Below are 22,306 nucleotides of genomic sequence, written 5' to 3'. Positions count from 1 at the left end.
ACCCAGACTGATTTCAAATCGGGACATTCCTTAGGGGGGCTTGCAAAGCCATGGACAAGAGAAAGCTGATGCTGCTGCTGGGGGCGCTGGTCGTTGCGATCGGCACCGCCCTTGCTGCCCGGAGCATGCTCGGTGGTGGCGCCGCGCCTCAGGCCCAGGCCGCCCAGCAGGTGGCCCAGGGGCCGAAGGTGATGGTCGCCCAGCGCGCCCTGCCGGTCGGCACGATCATCACCCAGGACTCGCTGGTCTTCCAGGCCTGGCCGAAGGAAATGGTCAAGGACGCCTACTTCCTCGAAGGCGAGGCGGACCTGAACAAGCTGCTCGGCACCGTGGTCCGCTTTCCGATCACGGCCGGCCAGCCGCTGACCCAGGGCGCCCTCGTCCGCCCCGGCGACCGCGGCTTCCTCGCAGCCGCCCTCGGGCCGGGCATGCGCGCCGTGACCATCACCGTCTCGGCCAAGACCGGCGTTGCCGGCTTCATCTTCCCGGGCGACCACGTCGACCTGATGCTGACCCAGACCGTTTCGCCCGCGGGCGAGGATGGCGGCCAGCCGCTCAACACCACCGAGACCGTGCTGCGCAACCTGCGCGTGCTCGCCACCGACCAGTCGACCGATCAGGAAGTGGTCGACGGCAAGACCGTGGTGAAGGCCTTCTCCACCGTGACCATCGAGGTCACCCCGAAGATCGCCGAGAAGATCGCCGTTTCCGAAAAGATCGGCGCGCTCTCGCTCTCGCTGCGCTCGCTGGCCGACAACCAGTCGGAACTGGAACGCGCGGTCGCCTCGGGCCAGGTCAAGCTGCCCACCGGCGCCAGCAAGGATGAAGAGCAGCGTGTGCTCTCGGCGGCGATGAACCGCCCGCAGGACACCGGCTCGACCTTCGTCACCGGCGGCGACGTCTCGCGCTTCCAGCGCCGCGCCCTGCCCCGCGCCGGCAGCGCCGACGGCGCCTCGAAGTTCGCCAATGCGATGGGCTCGATGATCAAGGCCGTCGCCACGGCCGGCGCGCCGCAGGGCCAGCCCCTGCCGGTGCAGACCGGTCCCGTCGTCCGCGTCACCCGCGGCAAGAACACCACCTACGAACAGGCAGGGAAGTGATCATGGGCATGAACCGCACCATCCCCGCCACCGCGAAACCGAAGGGCAGCTCGATGACCAGCCGCTTCACTTCCTCCCTGCTGGGCGCCGCCGCGGCCCTCGCGATCCCGGCGACCGCCATGATCGCCGCTCCGGCCGCCGCCCAGACCGTGACCCGCCCGGCGCAGGACATCGCGCTCTCGATCGGACGCGGCCAGCTGATCACCGTCCCCGGACGGATGGCCGACGTCTTCGTCGCCAACGACTCCGTCGCCGACGTCCAGATCAAGTCGACCAACCAGCTCTACCTGATGGGCAAGGCCGGCGGCGTGACCACCGTCTATGCATCGGACGGCCAGGGCAATGTGATCTGGTCGGCGAATGTCCGCGTCGGCACCAACATCGACAGCGTTGACCAGATGCTGCGCGTGGCCATGCCGGAAGCGCGCATCGCGGTCTCGACCATCGGTTCTGACACGGTTCTGCTGACCGGCACGATCGCCGCCCCCGAAGACGCCGCCGAGGCCCAGCGCCTCGTCCAGGCCTTCATGGGCAAGCAGACCAACGTGATCACCCGCCTCAAGATGGCGACCCCGCTGCAGGTCAACCTGCAGGTGCGCATCGCCGAGGTGAGCCGCACCCTGTCGAAGTCGCTGGCGAGCAATATCGCCACGGCCGACGGGACCGGCGGGTTCAAGTTCGGCATCGGCCAGGGCACTGGCCCGACCCAGTGGACCCCGGGCGGCCTGATGGGCGTCAACGTGACCACCGGCTCGGCCGGCACCACGGTCGTCCCCTCGATCACGACCGGGACGACGCTGGCGGGAGCGGGCAAGCTGTTCGGGCTCGACATCCTCGGCACACTCGATGCGGGCGAAACCGCCGGTCTCGTCACCACGCTGGCCCAGCCGAACCTCACCGCGATCTCGGGCGAAACCGCCGACTTCCTCGCGGGCGGCGAATATCCCTATACCTCGTCCTCGGGCATCAACGGCGCGACGGTCGAGTTCAAGAAGTACGGCGTCTCGCTGAGCTACACCCCGACCGTGCTTGCCAATGGCCGCATCTCGCTGCGCGTCCGGCCGGAAGTGTCGGAACTGGGCGCCAGCGTGATCCAGAACGGCAACTCGGTGCCGACGATCACCACCCGCCGCGCGGAAACGACGGTGGAACTGGGCTCGGGCCAGAGCTTCATGATCGCCGGCCTGCTGCGCAACCAGACCACCAATTCGGTGCAGAAGCTGCCGGGCGCGGGCGACATCCCGATCCTCGGCGCGCTGTTCCGCTCGACCGGGTTCCAGCGCGGCGAGACCGAGCTGGTGATCGTGGTCACGCCCTACCTGGTCAAGCCGGTCGACGCCAATGCGATCAAGCTGCCGACCGACGGCTACCAGGCGCCGGACGACGTCCAGCGCATCTTCGGCAACCAGCAGAGTGCCGGCAAGAGCGGGGCCGACCGCCCCAAGCCGAGTGCAGCGGCGCCGACCCAGTCGAACAATCCGCCCGCGCCCAAGGTGGGCGAGGCTGACGCCGCCGCACCGGCCCTGGCCGCCGGCAGCGAACTGCCGGCCCGTAAGGGCAAGGCCGACACGTCGGCCCAGCCCGGCTTCAGCCTGAAGTGAGAGAGGTGAGACCCATGCGTACCATGACCCTTCGCGCCGCCGTCGCCCTCTCGGCCACCCTCGTCCTTGCCGGCTGCGGCGGGATGGCGGCCAACCGTTCGCTCGACAGCGTGCACCAGCCGATCGTCGAGAAGACCAACTTCGTGCTCGATCTCGCAACCGGCCCGGGCGGGCTTTCCCTGCCCGAGCAGAAGCGCCTCGCCGGGTGGTTCGACGCCATGCACCTGCAATATGGCGACCGCATCTATGTCGACGATCCGCTCGCCAGCCCCGCGACCCGCGCGGCCGTGGCCGAAGTCGCCGGCAAGTATGGCATCCTGCTCAGCGAGGGCGCCCCGGTGACCCAGGGCTACCTCAACGCCGGCACCGCCCGCGTCGTGGTGGTGCGCGCGGTCGCCTCGGTTCCGGGCTGCCCGGACTGGCGCGACAACTCCGACACCAATTTCGCCAATGCCACCAGCCACGGGTTCGGCTGCGCGGTCAACGGCAACCTGGCGGCGATGGTGGCCGATCCCGAACATCTCGTGCACGGCGCAACCGGTTCGGGCGAGACCACGGTCATGACCTCGACCAAGGCGATCGACGCCTTCCGCGAACATTCCGCCACCACCAACAAGGCTTCTACTCAGAGCACCGGGGGGAACTGACCGATGAACGCGCCGTGGAAGACCGGGATGCCCGGGAACAGAGACCCCTTCTCCGCCTATATCTGCGACGAGGCCGCGCTCGACGTGCTGCGCCCGGTCGTGGTCGAGATGGGCTGGCAGCCGGAAAAGTGCCACAAGGGCGGCCTGCGCAATGCGGTCCAGTCGCTCTCGATCACCGCCAGCCCGAACATCCTGATGGTCGACCTGTCGGAAAGCGGCGATCCGCTCAACGACATCAACGCCCTCGCCGAGGTTTGCGAACCGGGCACGGTGGTGATCGCGGTGGGTCAGGTCAACGACGTGCGGCTCTACCGCGACCTCGTGGCCAGCGGCATCCAGGACTACCTGCTCAAGCCGCTTTCGGCCGGGGCCGTGCGCGATGCCCTGATCCAGGCCCAGGCGATCTTCACCCAGCCCAAGGCACATGACCCGGCCGCGGCCAAGCGCCACGTCTCGACCGCCGTGGTCGGCACGCGCGGCGGCACCGGGGCCTCGATGCTGACCACCTCGCTGTCGTGGCTCTTCGCCAATGACCACCAGATGCCGACTGCGCTGCTCGATCTCGACGTGCACTTCGGCACCGGCGCACTCACCCTCGACCTCGAGCCGGGCCGCGGCCTGACCGACGCGATCGAGAACCCGAGCCGCATCGACGGGCTGTTCATCGAACGCGCCATGATCCGCGCGAGCGACCGCCTCTCGATCCTCTCGGCCGAGGCCCCGATCAATTCCCCGCTGATGACCGACGGCTCGGCCTTCGTTCAGCTCGAGGAAGAGTTCCGCCAGGCCTTCGAGATGACGGTGATCGACCTGCCGCGCAACATGCTGATCAACTTCCCCCACCTGCTGGCGGACGTGAACTGCGTGGTGCTGGCGACCGAATATACCCTCGCCTCGGCGCGCGACGCGATCCGCATCCTGTCCTGGCTCAAGGCCAATGCGGCCCACGTCCAGACCTTCGTTGTCGCCAACAAGGTCCAGACCGCGACGCAGGAGATCAGCAAGGCCGACTTCGAGGCCTCGATCGAGCGCAAGGTCAACTTCTCGCTTCCCTACGACCTCAAGGGCGTGACCAACGCGGCCAAGCTCGGCCAGACCTATGCCGAGGCCAACCGCGCGGCCAAGGGCGGCGCGGTGATCCGCGAGATCGCCGCGACCATCATCGGCGTCAGCGATGCCGAGGAAGAGGCCGCCAAGGCGGGCAAGAAGGCGGGCGGCGCCTCGCTGCTCGGCAAGTTCGACCTCAAGGGTCTGCTCGCCAAGAAGGACAAGGCCCCGGCGTGAGCGCCGGGATCGCAAGGACAAGGGTGGCCGCCCCCATGCGGCCGGATGACGAAGGGGCGGAGCTGCGCCGATGAACACGCTGCAGTTGATGGTGATCGCAACCGGCGGTGCCGCAGTTCTGGCGATGGGCTTCGGTGCCTTCTTCGGGCCCAACCCGGGCAAGGAAAGCGCGCGGCGCCTCCAGGCCCTGCGTTTCCGCCATTCCGAGAACGCGACCGACAAGGTCGAGGCCCAGATGAAGAAGGCCGTGGCCGCGCGCAAGCCCAGCGCCCACGTGGTCGCCGGCTCGGGCTCGAGGGCCGAGGCCCTGGCCCTCAGGCTTCACCGCACCGGCATGAACTGGTCGATGATGCAGTACATCTACGGCTCGGCCGGCCTGGCGCTGTTCGTGACCGCGCTGGTCTTCATGAAGACCGGCATTCCGATCGCCTCGCTGCTGGTCGGCGTGGTGATCGGTGGCGGCCTGCCGCACATGGCGGTCAACTACATGATCAAGCGGCGCATCGGGGCCTTCACCTCCAAGTTCCCCGACGCGATCGAGCTGCTCGTGCGCGGCCTGCGTTCGGGCCTGCCGGTGACTGAAACCCTCGGCATCGTCTCGAGCGAGGTTCCCGGGCCCGTGGGCGAGGAATTCAAGATGGTGACCGAGCGCATCCGCATCGGCAAGACCATGGAAGATTCGCTGCAGGACACCGCCGACCGTCTCGGCACGCCGGAATTCCAGTTCTTCTGCATCACCCTGGCGATCCAGCGCGAGACCGGCGGCAACCTGGCGGAAACCCTGTCCAACCTTGCCGACGTGCTGCGCAAGCGCGCCCAGATGAAGCTCAAGATCCGGGCCATGAGCTCGGAATCCAAGGCCTCGGCCTATATCGTGGGCGCGCTGCCGTTCGTGGTGTTCGGCCTGATCTGGTGGATCAATCCCGGCTACATCCAGAAATTCTTCGAGGACGAGCGCCTGATGGTGGCCGGCCTGTTCGGCCTGGTGTGGATGTCCATCGGGGCCTTCATCATGGCCAAGATGGTCAGCTTCGAGATCTGACGGGGGCGCGATAATCATGTTGGCAAACGAACATCCCACCCTCCTCGGCGTCGACGTCGTCTGGGTCGGTTCGATCCTCGCCGGGATCGCGGCGCTCGCCGTGGTCATGGCGATCTACGCCGCGGTCACCGTGCGCGATCCGATGGCCAAGCGGGTCAAGCAGCTCAACGAGCGGCGCGAACAGCTCAAGGCCGGCATCGTGTCCAATTCGGCCCGCCGACGCCAGAGCCTGGTCCGCAAGAACCAGACCGCCGACCGCATCCGCGAGCTGCTGTCCAACCTCAAGGTGCTGCAGGACAGCCAGATCCAGGAAATCACGCAGAAGCTGGCCTATGCCGGCATGCGTAAGAAGGAATGGGCGGTCGCGGTCATCTTCGGGCGCATGGTCCTGCCGATCGTGTTCGGCGGCATCGCGGCGATCGTGATCTTCGGGATCAACTTCTTCCCCGAATGGTCGAGCCTCAAGCGCTTCATGGGCTTCGCCGCGATGGTCATCGCCGGCTACAAGGCGCCCGAACTCTACATCGACAACATCGCCAAGAAGCGCACCGACGCGATCCGCAAGGGTCTGCCCGACGCGCTCGACCTGATGGTGATCTGCGCCGAGGCGGGCCTGACCGTCGATGCCGCCTTCGGCCGCGTCGCCAAGGAACTGGGCCGCGCCTATCCGGAACTGGGCGACGAGCTGACCCTGACCGCGATCGAGCTGTCGTTCCTCACCGAGCGCCGCATGGCCTTCGAGAACCTCGCTTACCGCGTCAACCTCGACGCCGTGCGCGGGGTGGTGACGACCATGATCCAGACCGAGCGCTACGGCACCCCGCTGGCCTCGGCCCTGCGCGTGCTCTCGGCCGAATTCCGCAACGAACGCATGATGCGCGCCGAGGAAAAGGCCGCGCGCCTGCCCGCGATCATGACCGTTCCGCTGATCCTGTTCATCCTGCCGGTGCTGTTCATCGTCATCCTCGGCCCGGCCGGCTGCTCGATTGCCGACGCCTTCTCCAACCAGAACAAGTAACGGTCGCGGCGAAGGTTCGAGAAAAAGGAAGGGCGGCCCCGCGGGGCCGCCCTTCTTCGTTTCACCGGTAGTGCCGTGCTTCAGGCGCGGACGGTCCGCTCGATCGCGCCGAGCAGGCTCTTGCCGCGCGCGTCGCGCAGTTCGATGCGGATCGTCTCGCCTTCGGCCAGCGGGGGCAGCTGCGCCAGCGGGGCGGAGCCGACGATCGTGCCGGGGCCAAGGCGGCGGTCGGCCGCCAGCTCGGCGACGAGCGCGCCGAAGTCGACCGGGGCAACGTCGTTGTTGGCCGCGACCTTCCCGCCGCGTTCGACGTGGAGCACGAGCCCCTCGCGCTCGAGAAACTCGGGCGTGGCGAGGAGCGGCGAGAGAGCGCCGGCCCCGAGATCGTGGACCAGCCCGACAAGGCGGACGGCGGCGCGGGCTTCGGCCGGGCCGGCGCCATGCGGCACCTCGCCGGTCACGACGCACAGTTCGATCGACGAGGCGATGCCCGCCTCGGCCACGTCCGAGCGGCCGGAAGCGAGATCGTCACCCGGGCGGTCCTCGCCATCGGCGGTGCGGCGGAAGGCGCGCGGCAGCGGGGCGCAGGCCTCGCGCTCGTGAAAGCGGCGGCGGGGGATGGCCGCGTGCTCAAGCTCGGTGAACAGGGTGTCGAGCAGCGGCGCCTGCCGGTCCCAATCATCCAGCGCGGCCTGCAGGGTGGGAACGATGTGATCGGCGTCGGCATACCAGGCCTGGTCGGTCGAGACCACAACCAGCCGTCCGTCACGGCGCTGGGGAAGTGAGGCGAGTTTCATGCATTTTCTCCCAGCACGCGCCCGGCAACGGCACCGAGCATGGCAACAAGTTTGCGATCGCGCGCGGCCGGCGCGGTAACGATTGCGTGATCGAGCGCGGTGTCGATCGGGCTCGGCTCGCGCGTTTCAGGCAGGGCCTTGGCGAGGCGCTTGACCGCATCGCGGGCGCGCGCGGCATTGGCCTTCATCACGGCGAAGACCTCGGCCGCCTCGACCCCCTTTTCGGCCTCGCGCCAGCAGTCATAGTCGGTGACCATGCCGAGCAAGGCATAGGGCAGCTCGGCTTCGCGCGAGAGACGCGCCTCGGGCATGGCGGTCATGCCGATGACGTCGGCACCCCACGTGCGGTACATCTGGCTTTCGGCGCGGGTCGAAAACTGCGGGCCTTCGATGGCGATGTAACAGCCCTTGTCGTGGACCGTGCCGCCGGCCTTGCGCGCGGCCTCGGCCACCAGCGCGGAAAGGCGCGGACAGACCGGATCGGCCAGGCTGACATGGGCGACCAGCCCTTGCCCGAAGAACGAATGGGCTCGGCCCGAAGTGCGGTCGATCAACTGGTCCACCGCGACGAACTGCCCCGGCGCCAGTTCCTCGCGCAGTGAGCCGATGGCCGAGAGCGCGACGAGGTCGGTCACCCCGCAGCGCTTCATCACGTCGATATTGGCGCGATAATTGATCGCGGAGGGCGAGAGGCGGTGCCCGGCGCCGTGGCGGGCGAGGAAGGTGAAGCGGACCTTGCCGATGCGGCCGATCGTGACCGGGCCGGACGGCTCGCCAAAGGGCGAGGATACTGCGATTTCCTGAGCGTCTTCAAGGCCGATGCCTTCGGCGAGGCCCGAGCCGCCGATCACGCCAATATGCCAGGATGCCAAGCGTCGTCCTCTCCTGCTCGCTGACCCTATGCTTGCGACAATCCAGTGGCCGGCGCAACAGGGGGCAATACTTTTCGCGCTCTCCCCTCGTGATTGCGAGGAGCCTGGCGACGAAGCAATCCAGGGCCTCGCATTGCCGCACTGGATTGCTTCGCTGCGTTCGCAATGACGAGGACGGGGTTACTCCACCGTGATCGCCAGGGCGCCGTCGCCCTCGTCGATCCGCACCGCGCTGCCATCGGGGATCTCCCCGCCGAGCAGCTTTTCCGCGAGCGGGTCCTGCACGTAGCGCTGCACCGCGCGCTTGAGCGGCCGGGCACCATAGACCGGATCGTAGCCCACCCGGCCCAGCCAGCGCCGCGCGGCGTCGGTGAGGTCGAGCGTGATCTTGCGGTCCGCCAGCAGCTTGCCGACGCGGCCGACCTGAATGTCGACGATCGGGGCCATGTGCTCCTGCCCCAGCCGGTGGAACAGGATGATCTCGTCGAGCCGGTTGAGGAATTCCGGGCGGAAGTGCGCGCGCACCACCTCCATCACCTGCGGCTCAACGCTGTCGACGTCCTGCCCCTCGTCCAGCCCGGCGAGGTACTGGCTACCGAGGTTCGAGGTCAGGATAATCAGGGTGTTGGTGAAGTCCACCAGCCGGCCCTGCCCGTCGGTCAGGCGGCCATCGTCGAGCACCTGCAGCAGCACGTTGAACACGTCGGGATGAGCCTTCTCCACCTCGTCGAACAGGACGACCTGATAGGGCCGTCTGCGAACCGCTTCGGTAAGAACGCCGCCCTCATCATAACCAACATAGCCCGGAGGGGCGCCGATCAGGCGGCTGACGGCATGCTTTTCCATGAACTCCGACATGTCGATGCGCACCATCGCGCTGTCATCATCGAACAGGAAGCCGGCCAGTGCCTTGGTCAGCTCGGTCTTGCCTACGCCTGTGGGGCCGAGGAACAGGAACGAGCCAAGCGGCCGGTTCGGGTCCTGCAGCCCGGCGCGGGCGCGGCGCACGGCCTTGGACACGGCAACGACCGCGTCCTTCTGGCCGATCACGCGGGCGCCGATTACCTCTTCCATGCGCAGCAATTTCTCGCGCTCGCCTTCCAGCATCCGGTCGACCGGCACGCCGGTCCAGCGGCTGACGACCCCGGCGATGTCATCGGCGGTCACTTCCTCGCGCAGCAGGGCATTGCTGGAGGCGCCCTGCGCCTCGGCCAGCTGCTTCTCCAGCTCGGGGATGCGGCCGTAGGACAGCTCGCCCGCCTTGGCATAGTCACCCTGCCGCTGGGCCTGTTCCAGTTCCACCCGCGCGGCGTCGAGCGCCTCCTTGATCTTGCCTTCGGCGGCGATCTTGTCGCGCTCGTTCTGCCAGCGGGTGGTCAGCTCGCTCGACTGCTGCTCAAGGTTGGCCAGTTCCTCGCGCAGGGCCGCGAGCCGGTCCTTCGACGGCTGGTCACTCTCGCGGCCAAGGGCCTGCTCCTCGATCTTGAGCTGAATGATCCGGCGGTCGAGCTTCTCGATCTCCTCGGGCTTGCTTTCCACCTCCATCCGGATCCGGCTGGCGGCTTCGTCCATCAGGTCGATCGCCTTGTCGGGCAGGAAGCGGTCGGCAATGTAGCGGTTGGACAGGGTCGCCGCTGCAACGATCGCGCCGTCGGTGATCCGCACGCCGTGGTGCAGCTCGTAGCGGTCCTTGAGCCCGCGCAGGATCGAGATCGTGTCCTCGACCGTGGGTTCACCCACGAACACGGGCTGGAACCGCCGCTGCAAGGCGGGGTCCTTCTCCACGTACTTCTGGTATTCATCCAGCGTGGTCGCCCCGATGCAGTGCAGTTCGCCGCGGGCGAGCGCGGGCTTGAGCAGGTTGCCCGCGTCCATCGCGCCCTCGCTCTTGCCTGCCCCGATCAGGGTGTGCATCTCGTCGATGAACAGGATGATGTCGCCCTCGGCGCCCTTCACCTCGTCGAGCACGGCCTTCAGCCGCTCCTCGAACTCGCCGCGATACTTCGCGCCCGCGATCAGGCTGCCCATGTCGAGCGCCATCAGGCGGCGGTCCTTGAGGCTGTCGGGCACGTCGCCATTGGCGATGCGCAGGGCCAGCCCTTCCGCGATCGCAGTCTTGCCCACGCCCGGCTCGCCGATCAGGGCCGGGTTGTTCTTGGTGCGCCGGGCAAGGATCTGCACCGTGCGGCGGATTTCCTCGTCGCGGCCGATCACCGGATCGAGCTTGCCCTCGCGCGCCGCCTCGGTCAGGTCGCGGGCATATTTCTTGAGCGCGTCGTAGCTTTCCTCGGCGCTGGCGCTGTCGGCCGAACGGCCGCCGGTCGCTTCCTGGATCGCGGCTTCGAGCGCGCGCGCATCGACATTGGCCGCCTTCAGCGCCTGTCCCGCCGCGGTGGTCGCGGCCAGCGCGAGCGCCTGCAGGATGCGCTGCACCGGCACGAAACTGTCGCCCGCCTTGGTGGCAAGCTGCTCGGCCTGGTCGAGCACCCGCACGGCATCGTTGTCGAGGCCGGGCGTCGCTTGCGCGCCCGCGCCGGAAACGGCCGGGATCTTGCCCAGCGCCTTCTCGACCTCGTCATTGGCGAATTTCGCATTGCCGCCGGCGCGCTGGATCAACTGCGCGGCCATGCCCTGGTCGTCGTCGAGCAGGGCCTTCAGGAGATGCTCGGGCCCGATCCGCTGGTGGCTCTTGCGGATCGCGACGGTCTGCGCGGCCTGCAGGAAACCCTTGGCGCGATCAGTGAACTTCTCGATATTCATGGGGATCTCTCGCTTCTCTGCTGCCCGGCAAGATAGTGTGGCTTTTCGGCCACACAAGGAGATGGATCAATTTTTGCCCGCCCGCCCTTCTTTGCACCGCGCGGCGCGCAATGACGAGCGGCTTGAACGAAGTCGCGAATATTCATAAGCAAACCACGGGTGGGAGCGGTCCCATGAAAGCGCCGATCCGGCGGCGGACAATGAGGAGAGGGCAGAATGACGACACGAGGCTGGAAGCCGGCACTTTTCCTGGGCGCTGCGATGCTGCTCTCGCTTTCGCGGCCTGCCCCGGCGGCGGCGCAGAATGCGGAGGACCCGGCAAGCGTGAAATCGCCCGAGGTTCTGCCCGATGGCCGCGTGACCTTCCGGCTCCTCGCCCCCAAGGCGGATGCGGTACAGCTCACGGGCGACTGGATGGACAACAACCGCCGTAATTCCTCCCGCTCCGCCACGCGCGAGGCGAACGGCGTGTGGTCGATCACCGAAGGGCCACTGCCGCCGGACTATTACGTCTATTCCTTCAGGGTTGACGGTGTCGCCGCGCTCGATCCGAAGAACCCGGTCATCAAGAATGGCAACACCTTCAATCACAACATCCTGAAGGTTCCCGGCCCCGAAACCGCCTTCGAGGATGACCGCGCCGTACCCCACGGCCAGGTGCGCATGGCGTGGTATCCTTCCGGGGTGACCGGAACGGTGCGGCGGATCCACGTCTACACCCCGCCCGGCTATGACGGGAACGCAAGCCGCTATCCGGTGCTTTACCTGATCCACGGCGGCGGCGACAATGACAGCGGCTGGACCACCGGTGGCCGGGTCAATTTCATCCTCGACAACCTGTTGGCCGAGGGCAAGGCCAAGCCGATGATCGTCGTCATGCCCGACTGGAACCTTGGCGTACCCGCCGCCCCGCAGGCCGGACAAAGCGCGATCGACCTTGCCGCGCGGGAACAGGATGCATTTGCGGCCGACCTGACCGGCAGCATCATGCCGTGGGTGGAAAGCAATTTCCGCACCCTGGCCGACCGCGATCACCGCGCCATCGCCGGGCTTTCCATGGGCGGGGCGCGCACCCTGCGCATCGGCCCGTCGCGCACCGACCTGTTTTCCTACATCGGCGTGTTCAGCATGGGCCTGCAGAAGGGCCAGACCCAGGGCGTGCCTGACGATTTCGAGCAGCGCAACGCCGCCTTCCTGGCCAATGCGGCGCAGACCAACATGCGGGTCAAGCTGTTCTGGATCGGCGTGGGCGACCATGACGACCGGATCATGGACGGCGGACGAACGCTGGATGCCACCCTCACCCGCTATGGCGTCACCCATGAATTCCACGAAAGCACCGGCGGCCATTCCTGGCTCAACTGGCGGCGCTACCTGCACCAGTTCGCGCCGCGCCTGTTTCGCTGAAGGATCGCGCCGCCGCCGCCGGATTACGGCTGGCGGCGGCGCCGCGCTCTGTTAGACAAGGCGCCATGCCAAGACCGAACCGCTTGTTTTCCGCCTCCCTGATCGCCCTCGCCCTCACCGGCTGCGCCGCGTCCCCCGCCCCGCTCGCCACTGCCCCTGCTGCTCCGCCCCCGACTGCTCCGCCCTCGGCCGCCACGCCCCCAGCGCCGCCGGCCCAGCCCGCACCCTTGGCCGATCTCGTCAGCCGCGTGGATATTCCGTACCAGAAGTTCGTCCTCGCCAACGGCCTGACCGTGCTGGTCCATACTGACCGCAAGGCGCCGATCGTGGGCGTGACGCTCTATTACCGGGTCGGCTCGAAGAACGAGCCCAAGGGCAAGACCGGCTTTGCCCACCTTTACGAGCACCTGTTTTTCGGCGGCTCGGAAAACGTGCCCAATTTCGACATTCCGCTCGAAGGCGCCGGCTCGACCTCGACCAACGGCTCGACCTCCTATGACCGCACCAACTATGTCGAGACCGTGCCCACGGGCGCGCTCCCGCTCGCCCTGTTCATGGAGAGCGACCGGATGGGTCACCTGCTCGGCGCAGTGACCCAGGACAAGCTGAACAAGCAGCGCGGCGTGGTCCAGAACGAGAAGCGGCAGGGCGACAACCAGCCCTATGGCCTGGCAGACTATGCCCTCGGCGAAGGGCTTTACCCGGTGGGGCACCCCTATCGCCACACCCCGATCGGCTCGATGGCCGACCTCGACGCCGCCTCGCTGGCTGACGTGCGACAGTGGTTCAAGGACAATTACGGGCCGAACAACGTGGTCCTCGCCCTGGCCGGAGACATCGACGCGGCCGCCGCCCGCCCCTTGGTGGAAAAGTGGTTCGGCGACATTCCGCGCGGGGCCCAGGTGCCGCCTGTCACCGCCGGGCCGGTGACGCTCGCCGCGCCGATGCGGCGCGAAATGACCGACCAGGTGCCCACTACCCGGATCTACCGGACATGGTCCGCACCGGGGCTCAACGATCCCGAAATGCCCGCGCTGGTCGTGGGCATGGACATTCTCGGCGGCCTTGCCTCGTCGCGGTTCGACAATGCGCTGGTCAAGGGCGCGCAGGTGGCCACCATGGCCACGGCCATGGCCCAGCCGATGGAGCAGGTCAGCCAGCTGATGGCGGCGATGGACGTGAAGGACGGGGTTGACCGCGCCGCGGCGGAGAAAGCCTTCGACAGCGAGATCGCCCGCCTGCTGAGCGAGGGACCGAGCGAGGACGAGGTGCGCCGCGCGGCAACGCGGCAGGCCTCCTACCAGATCGGCGCGCTCGAACAGGTCGGCGGCTTTTCCGGCAAGGGCGCGACGCTCGCCGAGGGCGAGCTCTATTCGCACGATCCCGAGAAATACCGCGCCGACCTTGCCGCGATCGCCGCGCTGACCCCGGCTGAGGTCAAGGCCGCCTTGCAGAAGTGGCTGGGGCGCCCCTCGTTCACCCTCACCGTCCTGCCCGGCCAACGTACCGAGAAGGGCGAACTGATGGGCGGTTGGGGCGATGAAACGGCGGCAAAGGGTAAGCCGGTCGCCAAGCCTGCGGCCAAGGCCGCGCCCGCACCGAAGCTCGTGAAGTCCGCGCCGCGCGCGGCGCCGCCGGTCGAGCCGGTCGGCGCCCTCGCCTTCCCTGCGGTCGAGCGGTCGGTCCTGTCCAACGGCATTCCCGTTACCCTCGCCCGGCGCAGCGCCGTGCCCAAGGTGCTGGTCAATCTGAACTTCGATGCCGGAACCTCGGCCGACCTCAGCGACGCGCCCGGCACCCAGGCGACCATGCTCGCCCTGCTCGATGAAGGCACGGCCAGCCGCAGCGCGATCCAGATCGCCGAGGAGCAGGAGCGGCTCGGCGCCACGATCAACGCCGGAGCCTCGCAGGATTCCAGCGCGATCGCGCTCGACGCCCTTGCCGCCAACCTTGCCCCCTCGCTCGCTCTGATGGCCGACCTCACCCTCCACCCGGCCTTCGCCGCCGAGGACGTGGCGCGGGTCAAGGCCCAGCGCCTCGCCGAGCTGGCCCAGGCCGAGGCCACCCCGATGCAAAAGGCGCAGCGGACAATGGCACCGCTGCTGTTCGGTCCGGCCCACCCCTATGGCCTGCCCGCCGATGGCCTCGGCACCGAGGCGGCGCTCTCCGCCCTCACCCCGGAAGCCCTGCTCGCGGCGCATGACAAGTGGCTGCGCCCCGATCTCGCACGGATCACCGTGGTGGGCGACATTACCATGGCCGAGTTGAAGCCGCTGCTCGAACAAGCGTTCGGCAACTGGGCCCCGCCCGCCGCGCCGAAGCCGGCCAAGCCCATGGCGGCGCCGGTCCCGGCCGCGCAGGCGCGCATCGTGGTGGTCGACCGACCGGGCTCGCCGCAATCGGCGATCCTGATGGGCCGCATCCTGCCCCTGACCGGCACGGTGCCGGACAAGGAAGCGCTGGACCTTGCCAACGAGGTGCTCGGCAGCGGCTTCCTCTCGCGGCTCAACATGGACCTGCGCGAGGACAAAGGCTGGACCTACGGCGTGCGCTCGTCGATCGACCGCAACGTCGGCCCGCGCACCTTCACCGTGGCCACCCCGGTGCAAAGCGACCGCACCGGCGATGCAATCAAGCTGCTGCTGGCCGACATGAAGGCCTTCCCGGCGAGCCGCCCGGTCGAGCCGGTGGAGGTTTCGCGCGTGACCGACGGCAACGTGCGCGGCCTGCCCAACCGCTACGAGACCAATGGTCAGGTCATGGGACAGGTGGTGATCAACGACCGGCTCGGCCGGCCGGACGACTATGTCCAGACGCTCCCCGCGCGCTATCGGGCGGTCGACGCCAAGTCGCTGGACACGGCGGCGCGGACCTATCTCGGGCCGGACGGCCTGACCATCGTCGTGGTGGGCGACCGCAAGCTGATCGAGCCGCAGCTCAAGAGTGTCGGCCTGCCGGTCAGCTATCTGGAGGACAGCGCGAAGGGGCCGTAAGCGCCCCCGCGCGCCGCTTCAGCCGCAGCTACGTCAACCGAGCGCCTTCTTGATCAGCTCGTTGACGACCTGCGGGTTGGCCTTGCCCTGCATGGCCTTCATCGTCTGACCAACGAAGAAGCCGAACAGGGCCTCCTTGCCCGCCTTGTACTGGGCCACCTTGTCGGCATTGTCGGCCAGGATCTTGGCAACCACGGCGTCGATCGCGCCGGTGTCGCTCTCCTGCTTGAGCCCTTCGCGCGCGACGATCGCGCCCGCCTTGTCGCCGGTCTCCAGCATCTTCTCGAAGACCTGCTTGGCGATGGTGTTCGAGATCGTGCCATCGGAAACCAGCGCCAGCAATTCCGCGGCTTCGGCCGGGCCGACCGGGCTGTCATCAAGGCCACGGCCCAGCCGGTTGAGCGCACCAAACAGCTCGGACGTCAGCCAGTTGGCGGCCTGCTTGGCGACCACGTCCTCGCCCTTGCCCTGCTGGACCGCGCATTCGGCCAGCAGCGCCTCGAACCAGCGCGCGGTCTCGACCTCGGCGGTCAGCACCCCCGCCACATAGGGCGTGAGGCCGAGCGCGTTCTCATAGCGGTGGCGCTTGGCGTCGGGCAGTTCGGGCAGGCTCTCGCGGCAATCCGCGATAAAGCTGTCGGTCAGTTCGAGCGGCAGCAGGTCGGGATCGGGGAAATAGCGATAGTCGTGCGCGTCTTCCTTCGAGCGCATCGAGCGGGTCGTGCCGGTGTCGGGATCGAACAGGCGGGTTTCCTGCGCGATCTTGCCGCCGCTTTCCAGCACGTCGACCTGGCGCATCGCCTCATGCTCGATCGCGGCCATGACGAAGCGCACCGAGTTGACGTTCTTGGTCTCGGTCCGGGTGCCGAGTTCGTCGCCCACCTTGCGCACCGAGACGTTGACGTCGGCCCGCATCGAGCCTTCTTCCATGTTGCCGTCGCACGAGCCGACATAGCGCAGGATCGCGCGCAGCTTGCGCAGGTAGGCCCCGGCCTCGGCCGGCGAGCGCATGTCGGGGCGGCTGACGATTTCCATCAGCGCCACGCCCGAACGGTTGAGATCGACATAGGACATGGTCGGATGCTGATCATGCATCAGCTTGCCCGCGTCCTGCTCGACGTGAATGCGCTCGACCCCGATCTTCTTGACCTCGGCCTCGGGGTTCTTGTCGTCGAGGCTGATCTCGATGTGCCCCTCACCCACCAGCGGGTGGTAAAGCTGGCTGATCTGGTAGCCCTGCGGAAGATCGGCGTAGAAGTAGTTCTTGCGGTCGAACCGCGAGTACTTGTTGATCTGCGCGTCGATCGCGAGACCCGTGCGGACCGCCTGGCGGATGCATTCGCGGTTGGGCACCGGCAGCATGCCCGGCATGGCCGCGTCGACCAGCGAGACCTGGGCATTGGGCTCGGCCCCGAAGGCCGTGGCAGCGCCGGAAAACAGCTTGGACTTCGAGACGACCTGCGCGTGAACCTCGAGGCCGATCACGACCTCCCATTCGCCCGTTGCGCCCTGGATGCGGTAAGTGCTCATGGCCCTCCCGTTAGGGCGAGACGGCGGGCGTGAAAAGGGGCTTTCGCCTCCGGGCATTGCCCTTATGGTGCGGCGCGCCGATTGTCGGCCAGCTTTGTTGCCAATTGCCGCGCGCACCCAGCGCGAAAGGCCCGCTTTCCAGAGGGATGCCCGAATGCCCATGCCCGATGCCGCCCGATATGCCGCCCTGCCGCTTGCCGCGATCCTGCTGGCCGTCGCCGCCGCGCCCGCCCCGGCATGGGCCGATCAGGCCGCAGTGCCCGTTTCCGCGCCTGCTTCTGTGACCGCTCCCACCGAGCCGGTCGACCGCGATGAGCAGCTTCTCGCCAAGACCAAGGCCGGAACCCTGGTGCTCGACGAAGTGATCGAGATCGAGGACCGCCTCGGCAGCGACCAGTGGCGCGCGGCCAAGCTCGCCAACTCCACCCGGCTGCGCCGCGACGTGACCATCACCCGCGCGGGCAAGACCTTGGGCGGCCTCGTGGTCTTCCCCGACAAGCGCGGCCCGGCGCCAGTGATCCTGATGGTGCCCGAGGACCAGGGCCTCAATCGCTGGGGCCGGCTGATGGCCGACGAACTCGCCGCGCTCGGCTACATCGTGGTGGCGCCGGACTTTCACTATGGCCTTGCCCCCAATGGCGGCGGCGCCAGCGACTACCCGGATTACAAGACGGTATTCTACACCCACCGCGCCACCAAGCGCGACAATGTCGAGATGACCGCCGACATGAACGCCTGGGCCGATTATGCGAAGACCCTGCCCGGCTTCAACGGCAAGATGGCCGGCGTGGGCTTCGCCTGGGGCGCCGGCCGGGTGTTCAACTTCGCCGTGCAGCGTAAGGACCTGACTGCCGCCTTCATCTTCTACGATGCGGCCCCGCCGCCCGAGAAGCTCGCCGGGCTGACCGCGCCGGTCTATGGCTTCTACGCCGAATACGACCCGCGCGTGACCCGCTCGCTCGAGGCGACGCGCAGCGCGATGAAGCGGCTCGGCAAGAAGTATGAGGAAGTGGTCTATCCCGGCTCGGAGCACATGTTCGTGCGGCTGGGCGAGGAACCGCGCAACCGTAACCCGGCCAATACGCTCGCCCGCAACAAGGCGCTGGCGCGGCTGCAGGAACTGCTCGCCGCGATGTGATGCTGCCGGGTGGATCGGGGCGGCGGCGGATCAGGCCGGCTGCGGCCCGATCCGCCCCGCCAGCCGGCGCGACCAATCCCGCGCCGGCCATTCGACCAGCGCGTAGGCCGCCCATGCCGCCACGAGCGTCACCGCCAACATGGCGACGACCACGCCGAAAGCGGGCAGCGGATCGAGCAGGATCACGTCCCGCCCGCCGAGATGAACCGAGATCCACCGCGCCCCGATCCGGGCCTGGACGAAGGCAAGGGCATCGCACAGGCGCCCGATCACCAGCATGTGGACCATGTACAGCGAATAGGACAGCGCGCCGAGCCAGCGCGCCGGGGCCGTCTTCAGCAGGGCGCTGATCGGCCCCTCCGCGCGCGCGAAGACCAATAGGACCAACACGAAGAGCGGATCGATCAGCCGCAGCGACTGGTCGGTGGCGAAAGCGAGCAGGGCGGCGCCGACCAACAGCGGCTCTGCCACTTGCAGCGCCGGGCGCGGCAGGGCCAGCGCCGAAAGGCGCGGCCAGACCGCCCAGCAGGCCATGCCGAAGCCGAAACCCGCCACCCCGCGCAGCAATTGCTCGCCCGCCGGGAACAGGGCGATGGCCCAGAGCGCCGCAAGGCCCGCCGGCAGGGCCAGCCAGTTGGCGCGCAGTCCCAGAACCCGCCAGAGCAAGGCCGATCCGCAATAAAGCGCCATCTCCACCGAGACCGACCAGCTCTGGGTGTTCCACAGGTCCCGCCCCGGCCAGATCCATGCCTGGACCAGCATCAGGCTCGGCAGCAAGGTGGCCGGATCGCGCGGGCCGGTGAATGCCTCGCGCCCGCCGAGGAGGCCGCCGGAGCCGCGCAGCCACAAGGCCGTCTCGAACAGGACATAGGCCAGCACCATCAGCCCATGGAGCGGCCAGACCCGCCCCCAGCGCAGGACGGCATAGCGCAGCAGCGAAAAGCCCCGCGCCAGCCGCTCGCCATAGCTGGCGGCGATCACGAAGCCGGACAGGATGAAGAAGAAATCGACCGCGCTGCTCAGCGCCGAATGGAGCGGGCCGTTCAGGAAGAAAGCCGTGCCGTTGATATGGCGGAAGGCCACGGCAAGGGCCGCGACGCCGCGCCATGCATCGAGCACGGCGAAATGAGCCCGTCCTCCCGCATCGCGCGCCGGGCCGGGCGGCGCCGCCGCGTCTGCGCAAGCGGGCGCCGAAGGGAGCGCGGACGAGGGCAACATGCCGCCCTCGTCCACCCCTGTCACCACCAGCGGGCCGGCTTGGCCGCGAAGCCCGCGCGCTGCTCGATCGCGAGGCCGGCGTTCAGCACGCCCTGCTCGTCGAACGGACGGCCGATGATCTGCAGCCCCAGCGGCAGGCCCTGCGAATTGATCCCGGCCGGGACCGACATGGCCGGCAGCCCGGCAAGGCTCGCGGGAACCGAGAACACGTCGTTGAGGTACATCGCCAGCGGATCGTCCGAGTTCTCGCCCAGCGCAAAGGCCGCGGTCGGCGTGGTCGGCGCGAGGATCACGTCGCAGTGGTTGAAGGCTGCGGCGAAATCGCGGCTGATCAGGGCGCGAACCTTCTGGGCCTGGGTATAATAGGCGTCGTAGAACCCTGCCGAGAGCACGTAGGTGCCGATCAGGATGCGGCGCTTCACCTCGGGCCCGAAGCCGGCGGCGCGGGTCGCGGCATACATGTCTTGCAGGTTCGCGCCGTCCGGCAGGTCGCGCAGGCCGTAGCGCACGCCGTCATAGCGCGCGAGGTTCGACGAGGCTTCAGCCGGGGCGATGATGTAGTAGGTCGGCAAGGCGTACTTGGTGTGCGGCAGCGAGATGTCGACCACCTCGGCCCCGGCGTCCTTGAGCCAGGCGATTCCTTCGTCCCAGGACTTGGCGACTTCGGCGTCCATCCCGTCCATGCGGTATTCGCGCGGAATGCCCACCTTCTTGCCCGCAAGGCTGGCGTCGAGCCCGGCTTCCCACTGCGGCACCGGCAGGTCGAGACTGGTCGAATCCTTGGGATCGAACCCGGCCATCGCCTCAAGCATGATCGCGCAGTCGCGCACCGTGCGGGCCATCGGCCCCGCCTGGTCGAGCGACGAGGCGAAAGCGACGATGCCCCAGCGCGAGCACCGCCCATAGGTCGGCTTGATGCCCGAAATGCCGGTGAAGGCGGCCGGCTGGCGGATCGAACCGCCGGTGTCGGTGCCGGTCGCGGCCGGGCAGAGGCGCGCAGCGATCGCGGCGGAAGAGCCGCCCGACGAGCCGCCCGGGGCCAGCGCGGCCTCGTCGCCTGACTTGCGCCAAGGCGAGATCACCTTGCCATAGGCGCTGGTCTCGTTCGACGAGCCCATGGCGAACTGGTCGAGGTTGAGCTTGCCGAGCATGCCCGCGCCCGCGTCCCACAGCTTCTGGGAAACGGTGCTTTCGTATTCCGGGGTGAAGCCCTCGAGGATGTGGCTCGCCGCCGTGGTCTGCACGCCCTTGGTGGCGAACAGGTCCTTCATCCCGATCGGCACGCCCGCCATGGGCCCAAGCGCCTTGCCCGCCGCGCGGTCGGCATCGACCTTGCGCGCGGCTTCAAGCGCCGCGTCCGGCGTGGTGACAATGAAGGCGTTGAGCGCCGCCTGCGCCTCGGCAACGGCGGTGTTGAAGGCCTCGGCCACCTCGACGGCGGTGAAGCTGCCGCCCGCGACGCCCTCGCGGATGTCGGCGACGGTGAGATCGGTCAGGTCAGTCATTTATTCGATCACCTTGGGCACGCCGAAGAAGCCATGCTCGGGCGCGGGCGCATTGGCGAGCACCGCGTCGCGGATGCCGCCGTCGGTCACCGCGTCGTCGCGCAGGCGCAGGGTGTTGGGGATCACGGCGGTCATCGGCTCGACGCCGGTGACATCGACTTCGCCGAGTTGCTCGACCCAGGCGAGGATGCCGTTAAGTTCGGGGACCATCGCCTCGAGCTCACCGTCGGACACCTTGATCCGGGCGAGCGAGGCGATCTTGGCGACAGTGGCGGTATCGACCGACATGACGGGCCAGACCTTTTACGGAGAGAGTGGGACTTACGGCTGCGGAGCGGCTTCGGGAGCCGGAGCACCCTCGCCATGAGGGGCGCCCTGCATCTGCTGCATCTGCTGGAGCTGCTGCATCATGCGCTGCTGCTGCTCGATCTCGGCCTTGCTCTTGAAGTCGATCAGGTCGACATCGAAGGTGATATCGGTGTTGGGCGGGATCGCGCCGTTTCCGGCTTCGCCGTAAGCGAGGCCCGAGGGGATCTTGACCTTGTAGGAGCCGCCCTTCTGCATCTGGGCCAGGGCCTGGGTGAAACCGGGCACCACGCCGTCAAGCGGCAGCACGGCATTGTTGCCCTTGTCGAACTCCTTGCCGTCCGGAAGATGGCCGACATAGTTGATCAGGACGACGTCGGCCGCGGTGGGCGACGGGCCTTCACCGGCCTTGATCGTCTTGACCGCGACCAGCGCGGGCATCGCCGCCCAGGCAACGCCGCCGGCCACGGCCACGGCCGCCGCCACGCCCAGCCACAGTTTCGTCAGCGAGCCCTTGGCAATGGGCTGGAGCGGAACGCGGGTGATCTCGGTCATCGATTCGTCCTCATGGCGCTGTTTTGGGCCGCGCACAGCAAAAAGGGCGCGGAAAAATCCGCGCCCTCTTGGCGGAAAGCTGCGGCCGGAGCAAGCCCGGCCTGCGGCTTAATCCTGCTTACTTCGCGCCGTCGCGCTCGGCCCGCTTGCGCTCCAGCTTGCGGGCGCGGCGGACAGCGGCAGCCTTTTCGCGGGCGCGCTTTTCCGAGGGCTTTTCGTAGTGACGGCGCAGCTTCATCTCGCGGTACACGCCTTCACGCTGCAGCTTCTTCTTGAGCGCGCGCAGGGCCTGGTCGACGTTGTTGTCGCGGACGAGAATTTGCATAAACCGACACACCTCACAGATCGAAGGCGAGAACCCGCTACATGCTGGCGGGGAGCACCTTGAATACGAATACGAACCGACGCCGAATCCACGGGATCGGCTCGAAGATGGGCGCCGCTAGCAGGGAAAGGCCCTCCACGCAAGGGATTCGGGCAATCAATCGCGCCGCCGCTGCGGCCGGTGTGGCTTTCCCGCCAAACCACGGCTA

Annotated in this window: 18 protein-coding genes; 9 read left to right on the top strand and 9 right to left on the bottom strand. The window is 68.0% G+C overall.

Features of this window, described 5'->3' with window-relative positions:
* The first annotated feature begins 50 nt into the window (after positions 1 to 50).
* From cpaB to H7F51_RS00160, 6 genes are all read left to right on the top strand, one after another.
* Positions 51 to 1,100, top strand: coding sequence for a Flp pilus assembly protein CpaB (cpaB, locus tag H7F51_RS00185; protein ID WP_185662193.1), 1,050 nt, complete (start codon positions 51 to 53; stop codon positions 1,098 to 1,100).
* 8 nt (positions 1,101 to 1,108) lie between these two features.
* Complete coding sequence (locus H7F51_RS00180) at positions 1,109 to 2,701, top strand: type II and III secretion system protein family protein (protein WP_425490978.1); 1,593 nt, start codon at positions 1,109 to 1,111, stop codon at positions 2,699 to 2,701.
* Between the two features lie 14 nt (positions 2,702 to 2,715).
* Positions 2,716 to 3,348 (top strand): CpaD family pilus assembly protein, encoded by a 633-nt coding sequence (locus tag H7F51_RS00175; protein WP_185662192.1) that lies wholly within the window; start codon positions 2,716 to 2,718, stop codon positions 3,346 to 3,348.
* Positions 3,349 to 3,351: 3 nt separating this feature from the next.
* A complete protein-coding gene (locus tag H7F51_RS00170) occupies positions 3,352 to 4,632 on the top strand; it encodes a P-loop NTPase family protein (RefSeq protein WP_185662191.1) in 1,281 nt (426 codons plus the stop codon).
* Between the two features lie 70 nt (positions 4,633 to 4,702).
* Entirely contained in the window at positions 4,703 to 5,674 is a 972-nt protein-coding gene (locus H7F51_RS00165) for a type II secretion system F family protein (RefSeq protein WP_185662190.1), read from the top strand.
* 16 nt (positions 5,675 to 5,690) lie between these two features.
* Positions 5,691 to 6,692: a type II secretion system F family protein gene (locus H7F51_RS00160; RefSeq protein ID WP_185662189.1), complete on the top strand. Its 1,002-nt coding sequence runs from the start codon at positions 5,691 to 5,693 to the stop codon at positions 6,690 to 6,692.
* 80 nt (positions 6,693 to 6,772) lie between these two features.
* On the opposite strand, the gene H7F51_RS00155 is transcribed toward H7F51_RS00160, so the two are convergent.
* From H7F51_RS00155 to clpB, 3 genes are all read right to left on the bottom strand, one after another.
* Positions 6,773 to 7,489 (bottom strand): FAA hydrolase family protein, encoded by a 717-nt coding sequence (locus H7F51_RS00155; protein ID WP_185662188.1) that lies wholly within the window; start codon positions 7,487 to 7,489, stop codon positions 6,773 to 6,775.
* The gene (gene mtnP, locus H7F51_RS00150) at positions 7,486 to 8,361 is read right to left on the bottom strand and encodes an S-methyl-5'-thioadenosine phosphorylase (RefSeq protein WP_185662187.1); all 876 of its coding nucleotides are present in this window, start codon (positions 8,359 to 8,361) and stop codon (positions 7,486 to 7,488) included. The genes H7F51_RS00155 and mtnP overlap by 4 nt, the downstream gene beginning before the upstream one ends.
* Before the next feature lie 180 nt (positions 8,362 to 8,541).
* Positions 8,542 to 11,121 carry an ATP-dependent chaperone ClpB gene (gene clpB / locus H7F51_RS00145; RefSeq protein ID WP_185662186.1) on the bottom strand — a complete coding sequence of 860 codons (2,580 nt, stop codon included), beginning with the start codon at positions 11,119 to 11,121 and terminating at the stop codon, positions 8,542 to 8,544.
* Between the two features lie 216 nt (positions 11,122 to 11,337).
* Here clpB and H7F51_RS00140 point away from each other — a divergent pair, with 216 nt between their 5' ends.
* Complete coding sequence (locus H7F51_RS00140) at positions 11,338 to 12,528, top strand: esterase (RefSeq protein WP_185662185.1); 1,191 nt, start codon at positions 11,338 to 11,340, stop codon at positions 12,526 to 12,528.
* 83 nt (positions 12,529 to 12,611) lie between these two features.
* On the top strand, positions 12,612 to 15,521 hold the full coding sequence (locus tag H7F51_RS00135; protein ID WP_246447550.1) for a M16 family metallopeptidase: 2,910 nt from the start codon (positions 12,612 to 12,614) through the stop codon (positions 15,519 to 15,521).
* A 33-nt stretch (positions 15,522 to 15,554) separates the two neighbouring features.
* On the opposite strand, the gene gatB is transcribed toward H7F51_RS00135, so the two are convergent.
* A complete protein-coding gene (gatB, locus tag H7F51_RS00130; protein ID WP_185662183.1) occupies positions 15,555 to 17,051 on the bottom strand; it encodes an Asp-tRNA(Asn)/Glu-tRNA(Gln) amidotransferase subunit GatB in 1,497 nt (498 codons plus the stop codon).
* A 154-nt stretch (positions 17,052 to 17,205) separates the two neighbouring features.
* On the opposite strand from gatB, the gene H7F51_RS00125 reads away from it, so the two are divergent.
* Entirely contained in the window at positions 17,206 to 18,189 is a 984-nt protein-coding gene (locus tag H7F51_RS00125; protein ID WP_185662182.1) for a dienelactone hydrolase family protein, read from the top strand.
* 30 nt (positions 18,190 to 18,219) lie between these two features.
* Here the strand turns inward: H7F51_RS00125 and H7F51_RS00120 are convergent, their stop codons facing one another.
* The 5 genes from H7F51_RS00120 to rpsU form a co-directional block, all read right to left on the bottom strand.
* The gene (locus tag H7F51_RS00120; protein WP_185662181.1) at positions 18,220 to 19,407 is read right to left on the bottom strand and encodes an acyltransferase family protein; all 1,188 of its coding nucleotides are present in this window, start codon (positions 19,405 to 19,407) and stop codon (positions 18,220 to 18,222) included.
* Positions 19,408 to 19,427: 20 nt separating this feature from the next.
* Positions 19,428 to 20,912 (bottom strand): Asp-tRNA(Asn)/Glu-tRNA(Gln) amidotransferase subunit GatA, encoded by a 1,485-nt coding sequence (gene gatA / locus H7F51_RS00115; protein ID WP_185662180.1) that lies wholly within the window; start codon positions 20,910 to 20,912, stop codon positions 19,428 to 19,430.
* Positions 20,913 to 21,200, bottom strand: a complete 288-nt coding sequence (gatC, locus tag H7F51_RS00110) for an Asp-tRNA(Asn)/Glu-tRNA(Gln) amidotransferase subunit GatC (RefSeq protein ID WP_185662179.1) — start codon at positions 21,198 to 21,200, stop codon at positions 20,913 to 20,915.
* A gap of 33 nt (positions 21,201 to 21,233) precedes the next feature.
* The gene (locus tag H7F51_RS00105) at positions 21,234 to 21,773 is read right to left on the bottom strand and encodes an FKBP-type peptidyl-prolyl cis-trans isomerase (RefSeq protein ID WP_185662178.1); all 540 of its coding nucleotides are present in this window, start codon (positions 21,771 to 21,773) and stop codon (positions 21,234 to 21,236) included.
* 118 nt (positions 21,774 to 21,891) lie between these two features.
* Positions 21,892 to 22,098, bottom strand: a complete 207-nt coding sequence (gene rpsU / locus H7F51_RS00100; protein WP_008070684.1) for a 30S ribosomal protein S21 — start codon at positions 22,096 to 22,098, stop codon at positions 21,892 to 21,894.
* Between the last annotated feature and the right edge of the window lie 208 nt (positions 22,099 to 22,306).

Source organism: Novosphingobium flavum, from assembly GCF_014230315.1.
Classification (GTDB): Bacteria; Pseudomonadota; Alphaproteobacteria; order Sphingomonadales; family Sphingomonadaceae; genus Novosphingobium; species Novosphingobium flavum.
This window is presented reverse-complemented; position numbering and strand designations above follow the sequence as displayed.

Bases quoted from the DNA above. Each gene is read 5' to 3' on its own strand.
- H7F51_RS00170 (WP_185662191.1), top strand. From the start codon at position 3,352: ATGAACGCGCCGTGGAAGACCGGGATGCCCGGGAACAGAGACCCCTTC.
- H7F51_RS00180 (WP_425490978.1), top strand. From the start codon at position 1,109: ATGAACCGCACCATCCCCGCCACCGCGAAACCGAAGGGCAGCTCGATG.
- H7F51_RS00105 (WP_185662178.1), bottom strand. From the start codon at position 21,773: ATGACCGAGATCACCCGCGTTCCGCTCCAGCCCATTGCCAAGGGCTCG.
- H7F51_RS00155 (WP_185662188.1), bottom strand. From the start codon at position 7,489: ATGAAACTCGCCTCACTTCCCCAGCGCCGTGACGGACGGCTGGTTGTG.
- H7F51_RS00125 (WP_185662182.1), top strand. From the start codon at position 17,206: ATGCCCATGCCCGATGCCGCCCGATATGCCGCCCTGCCGCTTGCCGCG.
- H7F51_RS00120 (WP_185662181.1), bottom strand. From the start codon at position 19,407: ATGTTGCCCTCGTCCGCGCTCCCTTCGGCGCCCGCTTGCGCAGACGCG.
- H7F51_RS00160 (WP_185662189.1), top strand. From the start codon at position 5,691: ATGTTGGCAAACGAACATCCCACCCTCCTCGGCGTCGACGTCGTCTGG.
- gatA (WP_185662180.1), bottom strand. From the start codon at position 20,912: ATGACTGACCTGACCGATCTCACCGTCGCCGACATCCGCGAGGGCGTC.
- cpaB (WP_185662193.1), top strand. From the start codon at position 51: ATGGACAAGAGAAAGCTGATGCTGCTGCTGGGGGCGCTGGTCGTTGCG.
- H7F51_RS00140 (WP_185662185.1), top strand. From the start codon at position 11,338: ATGACGACACGAGGCTGGAAGCCGGCACTTTTCCTGGGCGCTGCGATG.
- rpsU (WP_008070684.1), bottom strand. From the start codon at position 22,098: ATGCAAATTCTCGTCCGCGACAACAACGTCGACCAGGCCCTGCGCGCG.
- gatC (WP_185662179.1), bottom strand. From the start codon at position 21,200: ATGTCGGTCGATACCGCCACTGTCGCCAAGATCGCCTCGCTCGCCCGG.
- gatB (WP_185662183.1), bottom strand. From the start codon at position 17,051: ATGAGCACTTACCGCATCCAGGGCGCAACGGGCGAATGGGAGGTCGTG.
- clpB (WP_185662186.1), bottom strand. From the start codon at position 11,121: ATGAATATCGAGAAGTTCACTGATCGCGCCAAGGGTTTCCTGCAGGCC.
- H7F51_RS00175 (WP_185662192.1), top strand. From the start codon at position 2,716: ATGCGTACCATGACCCTTCGCGCCGCCGTCGCCCTCTCGGCCACCCTC.
- H7F51_RS00165 (WP_185662190.1), top strand. From the start codon at position 4,703: ATGAACACGCTGCAGTTGATGGTGATCGCAACCGGCGGTGCCGCAGTT.